Genomic DNA, 13739 nt, shown 5'->3' on the forward strand with positions numbered 1-13739 from the left:
CGCACCCGCACCCTGCGCACCAGTTCCTCGGCGTCCACGTCGCCGGGTCCGGCCGCCGGGGCGCCCTCGACGACGACGGTGATCTCCCCGCCTCTGTCACGTTGGCGGCGGTGGCCAGATCGGCAGGCGGTGCGAACCGCCGCTCCTCCTTGAGCAGATTGGCCAGGCTTTCACCCCGGCTGCGCGCGGAGCCCCGGGCCCGGGGGCGGTACCCCCTGGCGGCGCGTCCCCGCAGGGGGTCAGGTGGACTCGACGCGCTTCTTCAGGCCCGCCAGCGCGCGGTCGATGATGACCTTCTCTGCCTTCCGCTTGATCATGCCCAGCATCGGGATCTTGACGTCCACGGTCAGCTGGTAGGTGACCTCGGTGCGCGTGCCGCCGTCGACCGGGGCCAGCCGGTAGGACCCGTCGAGCTGGCGCAGCATCTGCGACTTGTCCAGGGTCCAGCTGACCTCGTCCGCACCCTTCCAGGTGTAGGCGAGGGTGTGGTCGTCCTTGATCGCGCCGGCGTCGAGCAGCAGACGGACCTTCTCGGCGCGGCCCTCGGCGTCGGTGGCCAGAACCTCGGCCTCCTTCACCTCGCCGGTCCACTCGGGGTAGCGGGCGAAGTCGGCGATCACGGCCATCACGGCGGCCGGCGCGGCCTCGATCGTGATGCTTGAGCTGGTGTGTTCCGCCATCGCGGTCGCTCCTCCGGGCCGGGGGTACCTCCCAGCGGTAGCTGGGGGAGTTCGAGGAAGTGTGCGGCCTCGGGCCGCCGCTCGAAGGCTACCGCGCGTGCGGGCTCCGCCACTCCAGCACCTCCCCTACCAGCCACTCGCAACGGCGAGTGGCCGGGCGGCCCGCCGCCCCCGGGTCCCGCTCACCACTCCAGGGCCCACGGCCGCCCGGTCGCCGCGAAGTGGCCGACGTTCACGCACTCCGTGCTCCCGATCCGCATCCGGCGGGCCAGGGGCTGGTGGACGTGCCCGAAGAGGGCGTACCGGGGGCGGGTGCGGCGGATGGCGGCCAGCAGGGCCTCGCTGCCCCGCTCGAAGCGCCGCGCGACGGTGTCGTAGCAGAGCTCCGGCACCTCGGGCGGGATGTGCGAGCACAGCACGTCCACCTCGCCCAGGGCCTCGACCTTGGCGGCGTACTCCTCGACGTCCACCTCGTACGGGGTCCGCATCGGCGAGGGCAGCCCGCCGCCCACGAAGCCGAAGACGCGGCCGCCGATCTCCATCCGCTGCCCGTCGAGCACGGTGAGGCCGGGGCGGTCGGCGTACTCCGGCCACAGACCGGGGATGTCGACATTGCCGTAGGTGGCGTACGTGGGGGTGGGGAACGCGGCGAACATCCCTGCGTACTGGCGGCGCACCGCCTCCTCGATCAGCCGCTCCCGGTCGAGCCCGGCCCACAGCTCCCGGCCGAACGTCCGGGCCTCCTCGAAGCGGCGTGCGGTGCGCAGTTCGACGATCCGGTCGGCGCTCTCGACGCCGAAGAGGTCGGGGAAGATGCCGCGCGAGTGGTCGGCGTAGTCGAGGAAGAGCACGAGGTCACCGAGGCAGATCAGCGCGTCGGCGCCGTCCCCCGCCCGCGCGAGCGCCTCGGTGTTGCCGTGGACGTCGCTCACGACGTGGACTCGCGTACCGCTTTTCCTGCCACCCATGCCGCCACCCTAGGGGCGCCCGGGGGCGCGGGTATGGGGAACCGGCCGAGGGGGCCGGACCTGCGGTTACTTCCGAGTCGCGAAGGGGGTCGACTACTGTCGGGACGGCACGTGCGCGTCATGTGACGCAGGGAACATCTGGCCGGTTCCCTCTATCCGGAACCCACTACCGGTGGGTAACGTCCGGTCGGTCCACACGGTGGCGATGGCGCCCAGAGGAGCAGCAGTCTTGCGCGAGTTCAGTCTTCCGGCCCTGTACGAGGTCCCGTCGGACGGGAACCTGACGGATCTCATCCGCCGCAACGCCGCTCAGCATCCCGATACCGCCGTCATGAGCCGCAAGGTCGACGGCCGGTGGCAGGACGTGACCGCGACCGAGTTCCTCGCCGAGGTCCGGGCGACGGCCAAGGGCCTGATGGCGGCCGGCATCCGCCCGGGCGACCGGGTGGCCCTGATCTCCCGCACCCGCTACGAGTGGGTGCTGATCGACTTCGCGATCTGGAGCGCCGGCGGCGTCACCGTCCCCGTGTACGAGACCAGCTCCCCCGAGCAGATCCAGTGGATCCTGGGCGACTCCGGCGCCGTCGCGGCGGTCGTCGAGAGCCCCGGGCACGGCGAGACCGTGGCCGCGCTGCGCGACCGGCTCCCGGAGCTGCGCGAGGTCTGGGAGATCGAGCGCGGCGACCTCGACGTGCTGAAGGCCGCGGGGGCCTCGGTGTCCGACGCCGACGCCGACGAGCGCGGCGGTCTCGCGAACGCCGACGACCCGGCCACCATCGTCTACACCTCGGGCACCACCGGCCGCCCCAAGGGCTGCGTGCTGTCCCACCGGAACTTCTTCGCCGAGTGCGGCAACGCGGTGGAGCGGCTGAGCCCGCTCTTCAAGACCGGCGAGTGCTCGGTGCTGCTCTTCCTCCCGGCCGCGCACGTCTTCGGACGCCTGGTGGAGGTGGCGGCCGTGCTGGCGCCGATCCGGCTGGGCTGCGTACCGGACATCAAGAACCTGACCGACGAGCTGCAGTCCTTCCGGCCGACGCTGATCCTCGGCGTGCCGCGCGTCTTCGAGAAGGTCTACAACTCGGCGCGCGCCAAGGCCCAGGCCGACGGCAAGGGCAAGATCTTCGACGCGGCCGCCGAGACGGCCATCGCGTACAGCCGGTCGCTGGACACCCCGCGCGGGCCGTCCTTCGGGCTGAAGCTCAAGCACAAGCTCTTCTCCAAGCTCGTCTACAGCAAGCTGCACGCGGTCCTCGGCGGGCGCGGCGAGTACGCGATCTCCGGCGGCGCCCCGCTCGGCGAGCGGCTCGGCCACTTCTTCCGCGGCATCGGCTTCACCGTGCTGGAGGGCTACGGCCTGACCGAGTCCTGCGCGGCCACCACCTTCAACCCGTGGGACAAGCAGAAGATCGGCACGGTCGGGCAGCCCCTGCCGGGCTCGGTGGTGCGCATCGCGGACGACGGCGAGGTGCTGCTGCACGGCGAGCACGTCTTCACCGGCTACTGGAAGAACGAGACGGCGACCGCCGAGGCCCTGACCGACGGCTGGTTCCACACCGGCGACGTCGGCACCCTCGACGAGGACGGCTACCTCGCGATCACCGGCCGCAAGAAGGAGCTGATCGTCACGGCGGGCGGCAAGAACGTCGCCCCCGCGGTGATCGAGGACCGGATCCGGGCGCACGCGCTGGTCGCGGAGTGCATGGTGGTCGGCGACGCGAGGCCGTTCGTGGCCGCGCTCGTCACCATCGACGAGGAGTTCCTCGGCCGGTGGGCCGCCGAGCACGGCAAGCCGGCCGGCGTGACCGCCGCGGAGCTGCGTGAGGACGCGGACCTGCTCGCCGCCGTCCAGCAGGCCGTGGACGACGGCAACGCGGCGGTTTCCAAGGCGGAATCGGTGCGGAAATTCCGCATTCTGCCCTCCCAGTTCACGGAGGAGTCGGGCCACATCACGCCGTCGCTGAAGCTCAAGCGGAACGTGGTGGCGAAGGACTTCGCGGACGAGATCGAGGCGCTGTACCGGGGCTGACGGCCTAGCGCGGGTCCTCGGCGAGGATCCGCGCCATGTTCCGCTCGGCGAGCGCGGTGACGGTCACGAAGGGGTTGACCCCGAGCGAGCCGGGGATCAGGGAGCTGTCGACGACGTACAGCCCCTGGTGGCCCCTGGCACGGCCGTGGTCGTCGGTGGCCTCGCCGAGGACGCAGCCGCCCAGCGGGTGGTAGGTGAAGGTGTCGGCGAAAGCCTTGTTCCCGCCGAAGAGGTCGTGCCGGTACACGGTGAAGTTGCGCCGGTTGATGCGGTCGAAGAGGCTCCTGGCCGCGTCGACCGAGGGCGCGTTCTGCTCGCGCCGCCAGTTGAGCCGGGCCGAGTCGGTGGCGGCGTCGTAGGTGAAGTGCCCGCGCTCCGGGTTCCTGGTGATGGCCAGGTACATCGAGATCCAGTGCTCGAAGCCCATGGGGAGCGGGGCGATCTCGGCGAAGACCGGGTGGGCGGCGTTGTCCCAGTCGTCGATGCCCAGGGCGGGCATGGTGGCCTGGTGGGCTCCGACCGTGTCCCACAGGTGGTTGGCTCGGGCGGTCATGACGTTGCCGTTGGGGCCCCAGCCGCGCCCCACCTCGGCGCTCAGCCCGGGCAGCGCCCCCGTCTCGCGGGCGCGCAGCAGGATCTCGGTGGTGCCGAGGCTGCCGGCGCCCAGGAAGAGCTGCCGGCAGCCGAGTTCCCGTACCTGGGTGACCCGTCCGGCGAGGTCGCTGGTGCGGACGGTCAGGACGTAGCCGCCGGCCGGGTCGGGGCGTACGGCGACCACGCGCTGCATGGTCTCGATGGTGACGTTGCCGGTGCCCAGCGCGGCGGCGAGGTAGGTCTTGTCGACGCTCTTCTTCCCGTGGTTGTTGCCGTAGATGACCTCGCCCGCGAGCGCGGACCGGGGCGCGGTTCCGGCCGCCTCGCGCTTCATGTGCTCGAAGTCGTAGACGTTGGGGACGAAGACGGTCTTCAGGCCGGTGTTACGGGCGTGCCGCCGGGAGGTACGGGCGAACCGGTACCACTCGGTGGACTCGAACCAGGCGGGGTCGATGTCGTTGACGCCGAGCATCGCGCGGGCCCGGGGGTAGTACGTGCCGTACATCTCGTCGGCGTCGACCCGGGGCAGCACCTGCGAGAAGTACGAGCGCCGGGGCGTCGGCGCCATCCCGCCGTTGACGAGGGATCCGCCGCCGACCCCCCGCCCCACGTAGACGGACATGTCGCCGTAGTTCACCCGGTCGAGGACGCCGGGGTAGGGGCTGATGTCGCGGTTGACCACGTCGAGCCAGAGGAACTGGGCGAGCGGGGCCTCGGTGCGGGTGCGGAACCACATCGAGCGGTGGTCCGGCGCGGAGGTGGAGGGGAAGACCTTCCCGTCGGGCCCCGGGGTGTCCCAGAGGCGGCCCATTTCGAGGACGACGGTACGCACGCCCGCCTGCCCCAGGCGCAGGGCGGCGACGGCGGCGCCGTACCCGGAACCGACGACGATGGCGGGCGCGTACGGTACGGCGGCCGGCTCCACGGCGGCGGCGGAGGCGGCCCCGATCCGGGTGAAGCCGAGCGCGGCGGCGGTCTGGAGGGCGCCGAGTCCAAGGACGTGACGGCGCGTCAGATTGGGTGTCATGGCCGCATCATGAGCGGATTGCGGCCGCCCGGCCAGACGCGGCGCCGCCACCCATCCGAGAGACAGTCAGCCGTGTCTCCGGCCCGCAACACCACCCCCGGCCCGCGCGCAACTCCAGCCCCGCCGTCACGTGAGCCGCGGGGGTCCGGAAAACGCAGCCCCGGCCGGCACATGAGACACGGCTCCCGGAAAATCCAGCCCCGGCCGGCACATGAGACACGGCAGTCCGGACAATCCAGCCCCGCCGGCGTTTGAGGCGCGGGGGTCCGGGGGCGGAGCCCCCGCAGCGGCACCGCGGACGCGCCCGCCCGGCCGACGCCCGCCAGACCCGCCAGACCCAGCGGCAGCGCAACGGCGGCGCAACGGCTACAGCAGCTCCCGCAGCCGCTGCGCCAGCAGGTCCCAGCGCCACTTCTCCTCGACCCAGGCCCGGCCCGCGGCGCCCATCCGGCTCCGCAGCTCCGGATCCAGCAGGAGGGCCGTGATCCGCTCGGCCGAGTCCTCGGCGGAGCCGCCCCGGACCACCCAGCCGGTCTCGCCGTCCAGCACCGCGTCCGGGGCCCCGCCGGAGTCGCCCGCGACCACCGGCAGGCCCGTCGCCGAGGCCTCCAGGTAGACGATGCCGAGTCCCTCCACGTCCAGCCCGCCCCGCCGGGTGCGGCACGGCATCGCGAAGACGTCCCCCGCCCCGTAGTGGGCCGGGAGTTCCGACCAGGGGACGGCCCCGGTGAAGACCACCGAGTCCGCGACGCCGGTGGAGACGGCCAGCTTCCGCAGGTCCGCCTCGTACGGCCCGCCCCCCACGATCAGCAGCACCGCGTCCGGCACCGCCGCGAGGATCCGCGGCATCGCCTCGATCAGCGTGTCCTGCCCCTTGCGCGGCACCAGCCGGGACACGCACACCACCACCGGCCGGTCCGACAGCCCGAGCCGGGCCCGGACGGCCGCGCCGCCCGAGCCGGGGTGGAAGGTCTTCTCGTCGACCCCCGGCGGGAGTTGCGCCATGCGGGCCGCGGCCCGGTCCGTCACCGCCGAGGCGATCCGTGAGCGTGTGTACTCCCCCAGGTACGTCAGCGTGTCCGTGCCCTCGCCGATCCGGCGCAGCAGCTGTCGCGCCGCCGGGAGCTGGGCCCAGCCCGCCTCGTGCCCGTGGGTGGTCGCGACCAGCCGCCGCGCGCCGGCCCGCCGCAGCGCCGGGCCCATCAGGCCGAGCGGCGCCGCCGCCCCGAACCACACGGACTCGCAGCCGTGTTCGCGCAGCAGGCCCACCGCCCGCCGCGTCACGCGCGGGGTCGGCAGCAGCATCGTCGTCCGGTCCCGGACCACCTGGAACGGCTGCTCGGCGTCGAAGGCGGCCGTGGCCTCGCGGCCTTCCGCGCCGTGCTTCCACGTCGAGGCGTAGACGACGATCCGGTCGGGATCCAGCCGCAGCGCCATGTTGTGCAGGAAAGCCTGGATGCCGCCCGGGCGCGGCGGGAAGTCGTTGGTCACGATCAGCGTCTTGTGCATCGCCAGCGACCCTACCGGACCCTCTCCGGGGGTCGGCGGAGCTCGCTGGCCAGGGCTTCCCGCCAGGCCGTCAGCAGTCCCGCCGGATCGGTTCCGAGCGCCTCCCGCAGGGCCGTCTCCAACGGCTCGCGCCCCGCCCGCTCGTACAGGGCGACCAGCGCCGCGTCGCCCCACCGCCCGGCGATCAGGCGGCACGCCAGCCAGGCGCCCTCGTACGCGCGGGCCAGCGCCTCCGGTTCGCCGCCGAAGGCGAAGGCCCCGTCCGGCGGGAGCTCCCCCGGCAGCCGCCCCTGCCGCACCTCCCGGGCCAGCGCCGGAGCGCCCTGCCCGGGGGTGGTGTCGCCGCCCCGGTACGCCGCCCAGTCCGCGAAGCCCTCCGAGAGCCACAGCGGGGTCGTGGCCGAGGTCGCCGCCCGGGTGGCGACGTGCGTGACCTCGTGGGTCAGCACGATCCGCCGGCCGGCCGCGCTCAGCTCCGCGTACCCCTGCGGGTTGACCACCACCCGGTCCGCGGGGGCCGGTCCCCCGCCCACCCGCCCGGTGGTGACGGCGCCGAGCCCGCGGTACGCGTCGGCCGGCCGGCCCAGCAGCTCCGCCATCCGCTCCAGCGAGCCGGGGACCAGCACCACCACCCGGCCCGCCCACGGCCGGGGCCAGGCCGCGCTCGCCGCGGGCACGGCCCGGTCGGCCTCGGCGGCGATGCCCCGCAGGGTCTCCGCGTCCTGCCCGGCGCCGCCCAGGACCAGGGCGTGCGCACCCCGGACCACGGACACCGGCCCCTGGTCCCACAACTGCCGCGGCGCGCCGGGGGCGGGCCGGTCGGCCAGCACCCGCCAGGTGCCGCCGTCCCCGGCGAGCTCGACCTCGCGGGCCGAGCCGTCCGGGGCCGGGTCGTAGCCCGCGAGCCGGTAGCGCAGCTCCGCCCGCACCAGGGCCCGTACGCCGTCCAGCCGCACCGAGCGGACCTCGTACGCCCAGTCCTCCAGCGGGATCCCGGCCAGCCGCTCCGGCGGCACCCGCGACCAGTCGGCCACGGCCCGCCGGACGTCCCGCTCGGCGCCCGCGGCGGGGGGCCGCCCGCCGCACCCGGCCACCGGCAGCACGCACAGCAGCAGGCACAGCAGGAGCGGCAGGAGCGGCGGCAGGCGTACGGCGCGGGGACCCGGGGACACCAGCCGATCGTACGCACGGACGGTCCGCCCGCTCGGACCGCCCGGGGTCGGTCAGGGGCGGGTCACCGAGGACACCGGCATCATGCCGACCGGGTCGTAGCGCACCCGGGCCCCGGGGTAGGGGGCGTGCACCACCTGGCCGTTGCCCACGTACATGCCGACGTGGCTGGCGTCGGAGCGGTACGTCACCAGGTCGCCCGGCTGCGCCTGTGACAGCGGCACCTGCCGGCCGGCGTGCCGCTGGGCCTGCGAGGTGCGCGGCAGGGAGACCCCGGCCTGCCGGTACGACCACACCATCAGGCCGGAGCAGTCGAAACCGGAGGGGCCCGTGGAGCCCCACACGTACGGGCGGCCGACCGCGCCCCGGGCCGCCATCACGGCGGTCGCGGCGCGGCCGGAGGAGGGGCCGGCCGAGGAGGGGTCCGGCAGCGCGTCGGCGCGGCCGCCGGAGCGCGCCGCCCGGTCGAAGTCGGCCCGCTCCCCGGTGGGCATGGCTTCGAGCAGCCGGCGGGCGGCCGCGAGCTTCGCCGTGACGGACCGCTTGTGCCGCGCCACGTCGGCCCGCAGCCCTTCGAGCTCGCCGAGCTTGCGCGACGCCTCACGGCGTTCCTGGCCGAGCCGGCGCTGCTCCTCGCGGAGTGCGTCGAGCTGCCGGGCCTGACGGCCGGTCAGCCGGTCCAGTACGGCGGCCCGGGCGAGGTAGTCGTCGGGGTCCTCGGACAGCATCAGCCCGAGGGCCGGGTCGATGGAGCCGCCGCGGTACTGGGCTCCGGCGAAGGCGCCGAGGACGCCCCGCATGGTGTTGATGCGGTCCTGGCCTCGGGCGATCGCGTCCTGGGCCCGGTTGACCTCGGAGCGCAGCAGGCCGGCCTTCTCTCCGGCCTCGTTGAAGCGCTCGGTGGCCTGCTCGGCCTCCTCGAAGAGCCGGTCGACCTGGGCGCGGCTGCCGGACGGCGGTTCGTGCGGGAAGCCGGGTGCCGCACCGGCGGGGGCTCCGCTCAGGGCGACCGCGGCCGTCGCCGCGGCGGCGGTCAGGACGGTGACCTTCGTGTTCCGTTCGAGGCCGGTGAGGCCGCTGGGGCCGGGCCGGCGATGGGACGCCACGTGAAACCGCTCCCTTCCGCTGCGCGGGGCCCGGGTCCGCCCCCCGTGGACGGCCGTGTGCCGGGTTCCGCGCTGGCAGACAGTAGCGGCGCGACCACGCACCGGCCAACGACCTCCGGCGGGCGCGCACGACGACGCCCCGCAGGAGACGCAGGTCACCGGCGGGGCGTGCGGTCAGGGCGCGGCCTCGGAATTCGCCCGGATGGGCGGTCCGCGGCGCGTCCCCGGCCGGGAGGGGCGCGGCGGGAGGGTCAGATGCGGACGCCGAACTGGAACGGCATGTTGTCCATCGACTCGTACTTGATGCCGCCGCGCGGGTTGGAGGCGTGCAGCGTCATGTTGTTGCCCGCGTACAGGCCCACGTGGTGCAGGTCTCCGTAGAAGAAGACCAGGTCACCGGGCTGGAGCTCGCTGCGGCCGACGCGCTTGCCGTCGTTGGCCTGCGTGTAGGTGGTGCGGGTGATGCTGACGCCGGCCTGCTTGTAGGCCCACTGCGTCAGCCCGGAGCAGTCGTACGCGCTGGGGCCGGTGGCGCCCATGACGTACGCGGTGCCCAGCTTGGTCTTCGCGGCGGCGAGAGCGGCGCCCGCCCGGCCGGAGGGCTTCACGTCGCCGAGGTCCACGCGCTCGCCGGCGCTGCGGCTGGCCTTGGTCTCCTCCTCCTTGAGCTGCGTGCGCTCCTGCGCCGTCAGCGTGTTGAGGAGGGCCTGCGCCTCGGCGAGCTTGTCCGTCGAGACCTTCTTCTTCTCGCCGAGCTCCTTGCGGGTCGCGTCGAGGTCGGCCAGCTTGCCGGAGGCTTCCTGGCGCTGCTGCGCGAGGCTGCGCTGCTTGGCCTGGATCTTCTGGACGGCTTCGACCTGCTTGCCGCTCAGGTGGTCGAGGGAGGCCGCCTTGTCGAGGTAGCTGTCCGGGTCGGCGGAGAGGAAGAGCGCGAGGGAGGGGTCGATGCCGCCGCCCCGGTACTGGGCGCTGGCCATCGAACCGAGCGTGCTGCGCAGCTCGTTGAGGTCGCCCTGGCCGCGCGCGACCTGGTCCTGGAGCTGCCCGATCTCCTTTTCGAGCTTCTCCTGGCGTTCCTTGGCCCCGTTGAACTTCTCGGTGGCCTGCTCCGCCTCTTCGTAGAGCGCGTCGACCTGGGACTTGACCTCTTCCTTGCCCGGCTTCGCCGGGGCGGCCGAGGCGCCCTGGGCGGAGAGGGCCACGGCGGCTGCGGCCGTCGCGGTCAGTACGGTCACACGAGCGCGGGTCGGCTGCTTGGGTCGACGGTGGGACGCCACGAAGGCGAGCTCCTTCTTCCTCGAACCGCCGAAGAACGCAACTCGGCAGCGCCTCCGCCGTCACCCCGAATGAGTGACCTACCGCACGAAGGTTTGAACAGACCTTAGTGACCTCGCTGTGATCAGTTCAAATCCCGCAGAGAAAAAACTCGGTCCCCGACCAGCTTCTTTACCTACAGCGCACGCTCCGTGCCGGGGACTTGACGGTACGTTCCCCCGGCGCCCCGTCAATTCCGGCATTCGCCCCAGGGGTTACGAAACGCGCGAAAGCCGCTTCAGCAACAAGGCGGACGTCACGGGCCGCGCACCGGCCTTGGCCACCCCGTCGGCGACCTCCCGGTCCGTGGAGACCACCACGACCGGCCGGCCCGTCGGCTCCGCCCGCACCAGCTGGCGGATCAGCTCGTCCGCCGTCACCCCGGCCTTGGAGAACAGCACCCGCACCCCGCGCGGCGGCGCGAGCAGCACCGGGGCCGCCAGTTCCGCCCCGTCGAACACACAGGTCATCTCCGCGCCGGTCTGCGCCGCGAGCATCGACAGCCCGCCCAGCAGCCGCAGCCGCTGCTTCTCCAGCGGCATCGTCGGGTAGCCGGTCTTCGTCACGTTGTAGCCGTCGACCACCAGATGCGCCTGGGGCAGCGCCAACAGCTGGTCCAGCAGGGCCGGATCGGTTTCCGACAGCGCGCGCGCCGCGATGTCCTTCGGCGTCATCCGGCCCGGCTCCACCGCGTCCACGGTGTCCGCCGGGCGGGTGTTCACCGGCGGCAGCGCCAGTTCGCGGCGCAGCCCCGCCGCCGCGTCCAGCACGGTGTCCAGCAGCAGCCGCAGCCGCATGTCCTCGATGCTGCGCCCCTCGCGGGTGGCCCGGCGCGAGGTCTCCAGCGCCGTCTCCACCTCCGCCAGCCGGGACTTCAGCCGCCGGGTCTCGCTCTCGGCGGCGGCCACCCGGGTGGCCGCCTCGCCGCGGATCCCGTCGACCTCGGCGTTCACCTTGCGCAGGGCCGCCTCGCCGCGCTTGACGTCGCTCAGGGCGCTGCGCAGTTTGCGGTGAAGCGATTCGGCTTCCTTGCGGGAGGTCTCCAGCTCGGTCCGCACCTGCTCACCGCCGGAGCGCTGTGCCTCGCGTACGTGGGAGAGCTCTTCGCGGAGCCGGTCCAGTTCGCGCCGGGTCTCCTCGTCGGCCCGCTCGGCGTCGGCGCGCTGCGCCTCCTCGCCCGCGGCGGCCACCAGCTTGACCCAGCCCGGCGGCCGCAGGACGTACGCGGCGGCCGCCACGTCCAGCGGGTCGGCGGCGGCCGGCGGGGCGCCGGACTCCAGCGCCCCGGCCAGGTCGGCCTGCGCCTCGCGCAGCTTCTCGGCGACCCTGCCGCGGAACACGCCGTCGGTCTCGACCGCCGCCGCCATCGCGTTGCCCGCGAACTTGGCGCGCCGGGTCGGGGTGAAGCGGGCGTACTGGCGCAGTTGCGCCGGGAGGTCCGCGACCGTCAGTCCGCCGAAGGCGTCCGAGACGAGCGCGACGACCCGGCGCCGCACGCCTTCCGGCAGCGGGCGGTCGAGCACCTCGGCGGCGTCGCCGGCCGCGTCGGCCGGCTCAGCGCCGCTTTCTGGCTCCACAATCCGTCACCCCTACCGTGATCTACCTGTGGGCGGGCCTCCTTCAGGAGTCCGCGCCCGGCCTGTCCACGAGCTCGATCTGGTCCACCGCGTTGCACCAGCGGCAGCGGACCGACTCGATGGTCTCATTGACCACCTCCCGCTCCTCGACCTTGGGCTCCCCGGCGAGGTCCAGGTGGACGTACTCCACGACCTTCGACGAGCGGGTGACGTCGAAACGCGTGAGGTTGCCGCACAGCGTGCAGCGCCACCGGGTGGTGTCGGTCGGCAGGGGAACCGTCATCAGGCCGCTCTCTCCTTCGTAGCTGTTTCAATTAAAGCGGTCCGCGCGGCCGTCTGCGCGGGCCGCCGGACCGCAGCTCGTAACCCTACGGCCTGGCACCGCTTCAGGTGGGGCTCGTTACGTCATGCTCTGTCACATGATCGTAAGGTGGCGGGCCCTGCGCGAGGCGGCCCGGGGACCGGTGGTCACCCACGCGCTGATCGCGGGCTGCGGTGTGGTGTTCGTACTGAGCCCGGCCTCGGGGCTGAACCCCTCCTATGGGACGGGTGACGGGCTGCTGGCGGCCGGGACGGAGTACTTCCGGCGCTGGGGCGTGGTCCCGGACGAGCTCTTCACGGCCGCGCCCCGCGCCTGGCTGACCCCGCTGACCGCCCTGTTCGTCCACGGCAGCTGGCTGCACCTGCTGGGGAACATGCTCTTCCTCTACGTCTTCGGCGCGATGGCGGAGGAGCGGATGGGCCGTCCCGCCTTCCTCGCCTTCTACGTCTGTACGGGGTACGCGGCCCTGGCGGCGTACGCGGCGGCGAACGCGCAGTCCGCCCAGACCCTGGTCGGCGCCTCCGGGGCCATCTCCGCGGTCCTGGGCGCCTTCCTGTACCTGCTCCCGTGGGCCAGGGTGACGAGCCTGTTCCCGTTCCTGTTCTTCCTGCCGCTGCGCTTCCCCGCCTGGATCGTGCTGCTGTTCTGGTTCGCCCTCCAGTGGGTGGCGGCGCACCGCGCGGACAGCGGTCCCGGGGTCGCCTATCTGGCCCACCTGGTGGGCTTCTCGCTCGGCTTCCTCTACGCGTGGGTCCGCTACCGGGGTGCGACTAGAGTGAGGCGACCAGCGACGGCCACCGAGGGAGACAGCCAGCCGTGATCACCGCGATCGTGCTCATCAAGACCAGCGTGGACCGCATCCCCGAGATCGCCGAGTCCATCGCCGCGCTGGACAGCGTCAGCGAGGTCTACTCCGTCACCGGCACGTACGACCTGATCGCACTGGTCCGCGTGGCCCGCCACGAGAACCTGGCGGACATCATCCCGGGCCGCATCAGCAAGATCCCCGGCGTCGAGGGAACGGACACCCACGTCGCGTTCCGCACGTACTCCCAGCACGACCTGGAAGCGGCCTTCGCCATCGGCCTGGACGCGTAACGCCTCCGGCGCGGGTTCACGGGGACACGCGGCGCCCGCCCGAGCCCGGCGCGGTCCCGAGACCGGCGCGGTCCGCCTCAAGCGCCGGCGGGCTGAGGGGGCCGATTCCTGACGGCGGCTGAACCGCACGGGCCGTCCGTGGGGTCCCGCCGGGGCGTCTCCTCGGCTCGCGCACCGAGGTACCGCTTCGTCCGCGCGGGCCGGTTGCGCGCTCGTCCTGCGGGGACGCCCCGCCGTGCCCCCACTCCCCGCCGCGGACGGCCGCCCGGCACGCAAGCACGGCGTCGGCCGCTTCGTCCACATCTCCACCGACGAGGTCTACGGCTCGATCAGCGAGGGCTCCTGGAC

At 73.5% G+C, this 13739-nt stretch carries 12 protein-coding genes and 1 pseudogene; 3 read left to right on the forward strand and 10 right to left on the reverse strand.

Annotation, left to right across the window (positions count from 1 at the left end; genetic code table 11):
- The 3 genes and pseudogenes from ABT106_RS26810 to ABT106_RS26820 form a co-directional block, all read right to left on the reverse strand.
- Positions 1-89: pseudogene (locus ABT106_RS26810) on the reverse strand (16S rRNA (cytidine(1402)-2'-O)-methyltransferase); the annotation flags it as partial.
- 150 nt (positions 90-239) lie between these two features.
- Entirely contained in the window at positions 240-680 is a 441-nt protein-coding gene (locus ABT106_RS26815) for an SRPBCC family protein (protein ID WP_351282150.1), read from the reverse strand.
- Between the two features lie 182 nt (positions 681-862).
- Positions 863-1648, reverse strand: coding sequence for a metallophosphoesterase family protein (locus tag ABT106_RS26820; RefSeq protein WP_351282152.1), 786 nt, complete (start codon positions 1646-1648; stop codon positions 863-865).
- Between the two features lie 229 nt (positions 1649-1877).
- Between ABT106_RS26820 and ABT106_RS26825 the strand changes: the two genes are divergently transcribed.
- Positions 1878-3674, forward strand: coding sequence for an AMP-dependent synthetase/ligase (locus tag ABT106_RS26825; RefSeq protein ID WP_351282155.1), 1797 nt, complete (start codon positions 1878-1880; stop codon positions 3672-3674).
- Positions 3675-3678: 4 nt separating this feature from the next.
- On the opposite strand, the gene ABT106_RS26830 is transcribed toward ABT106_RS26825, so the two are convergent.
- From ABT106_RS26830 to ABT106_RS26860, 7 genes are all read right to left on the reverse strand, one after another.
- Positions 3679-5295, reverse strand: a complete 1617-nt coding sequence (locus ABT106_RS26830) for a GMC oxidoreductase (RefSeq protein ID WP_351282158.1) — start codon at positions 5293-5295, stop codon at positions 3679-3681.
- Positions 5296-5661: 366 nt separating this feature from the next.
- Positions 5662-6804: a glycosyltransferase family 4 protein gene (locus ABT106_RS26835; protein ID WP_351282161.1), complete on the reverse strand. Its 1143-nt coding sequence runs from the start codon at positions 6802-6804 to the stop codon at positions 5662-5664.
- A gap of 11 nt (positions 6805-6815) precedes the next feature.
- Positions 6816-7976, reverse strand: coding sequence for a hypothetical protein (locus tag ABT106_RS26840; RefSeq protein WP_351282163.1), 1161 nt, complete (start codon positions 7974-7976; stop codon positions 6816-6818).
- Between the two features lie 51 nt (positions 7977-8027).
- Positions 8028-9080: a C40 family peptidase gene (locus tag ABT106_RS26845; RefSeq protein ID WP_351282166.1), complete on the reverse strand. Its 1053-nt coding sequence runs from the start codon at positions 9078-9080 to the stop codon at positions 8028-8030.
- A gap of 251 nt (positions 9081-9331) precedes the next feature.
- A complete protein-coding gene (locus ABT106_RS26850; protein WP_351282168.1) occupies positions 9332-10357 on the reverse strand; it encodes a C40 family peptidase in 1026 nt (341 codons plus the stop codon).
- Positions 10358-10609: 252 nt separating this feature from the next.
- Positions 10610-11974, reverse strand: a complete 1365-nt coding sequence (locus ABT106_RS26855) for an NYN domain-containing protein (RefSeq protein ID WP_351282173.1) — start codon at positions 11972-11974, stop codon at positions 10610-10612.
- Positions 11975-12014: 40 nt separating this feature from the next.
- Complete coding sequence (locus ABT106_RS26860; protein ID WP_008738811.1) at positions 12015-12254, reverse strand: hypothetical protein; 240 nt, start codon at positions 12252-12254, stop codon at positions 12015-12017.
- Positions 12255-12378: 124 nt separating this feature from the next.
- Between ABT106_RS26860 and ABT106_RS26865 the strand changes: the two genes are divergently transcribed.
- The gene (locus ABT106_RS26865) at positions 12379-13113 is read left to right on the forward strand and encodes a rhomboid family intramembrane serine protease (protein ID WP_351282170.1); all 735 of its coding nucleotides are present in this window, start codon (positions 12379-12381) and stop codon (positions 13111-13113) included.
- A complete protein-coding gene (locus ABT106_RS26870) occupies positions 13110-13391 on the forward strand; it encodes an Lrp/AsnC family transcriptional regulator (protein WP_267720853.1) in 282 nt (93 codons plus the stop codon). Before ABT106_RS26865 ends, ABT106_RS26870 begins: the two co-directional genes overlap by 4 nt.
- The last annotated feature ends 348 nt before the right edge of the window (positions 13392-13739 follow it).

Source organism: Streptomyces sp. NPDC002044 (assembly GCF_040296725.1).
In the GTDB taxonomy this organism is placed as follows: Bacteria; Actinomycetota; Actinomycetes; order Streptomycetales; family Streptomycetaceae; genus Streptomyces; species Streptomyces antarcticus.

Bases quoted from the DNA above. Each gene is read 5' to 3' on its own strand.
- ABT106_RS26815 (WP_351282150.1), bottom strand. From the start codon at position 680: ATGGCGGAACACACCAGCTCAAGCATCACGATCGAGGCCGCGCCGGCC.
- ABT106_RS26820 (WP_351282152.1), bottom strand. From the start codon at position 1,648: ATGGGTGGCAGGAAAAGCGGTACGCGAGTCCACGTCGTGAGCGACGTC.
- ABT106_RS26830 (WP_351282158.1), bottom strand. From the start codon at position 5,295: ATGACACCCAATCTGACGCGCCGTCACGTCCTTGGACTCGGCGCCCTC.
- ABT106_RS26835 (WP_351282161.1), bottom strand. From the start codon at position 6,804: ATGCACAAGACGCTGATCGTGACCAACGACTTCCCGCCGCGCCCGGGC.
- ABT106_RS26860 (WP_008738811.1), bottom strand. From the start codon at position 12,254: ATGACGGTTCCCCTGCCGACCGACACCACCCGGTGGCGCTGCACGCTG.
- ABT106_RS26865 (WP_351282170.1), top strand. From the start codon at position 12,379: ATGCTCTGTCACATGATCGTAAGGTGGCGGGCCCTGCGCGAGGCGGCC.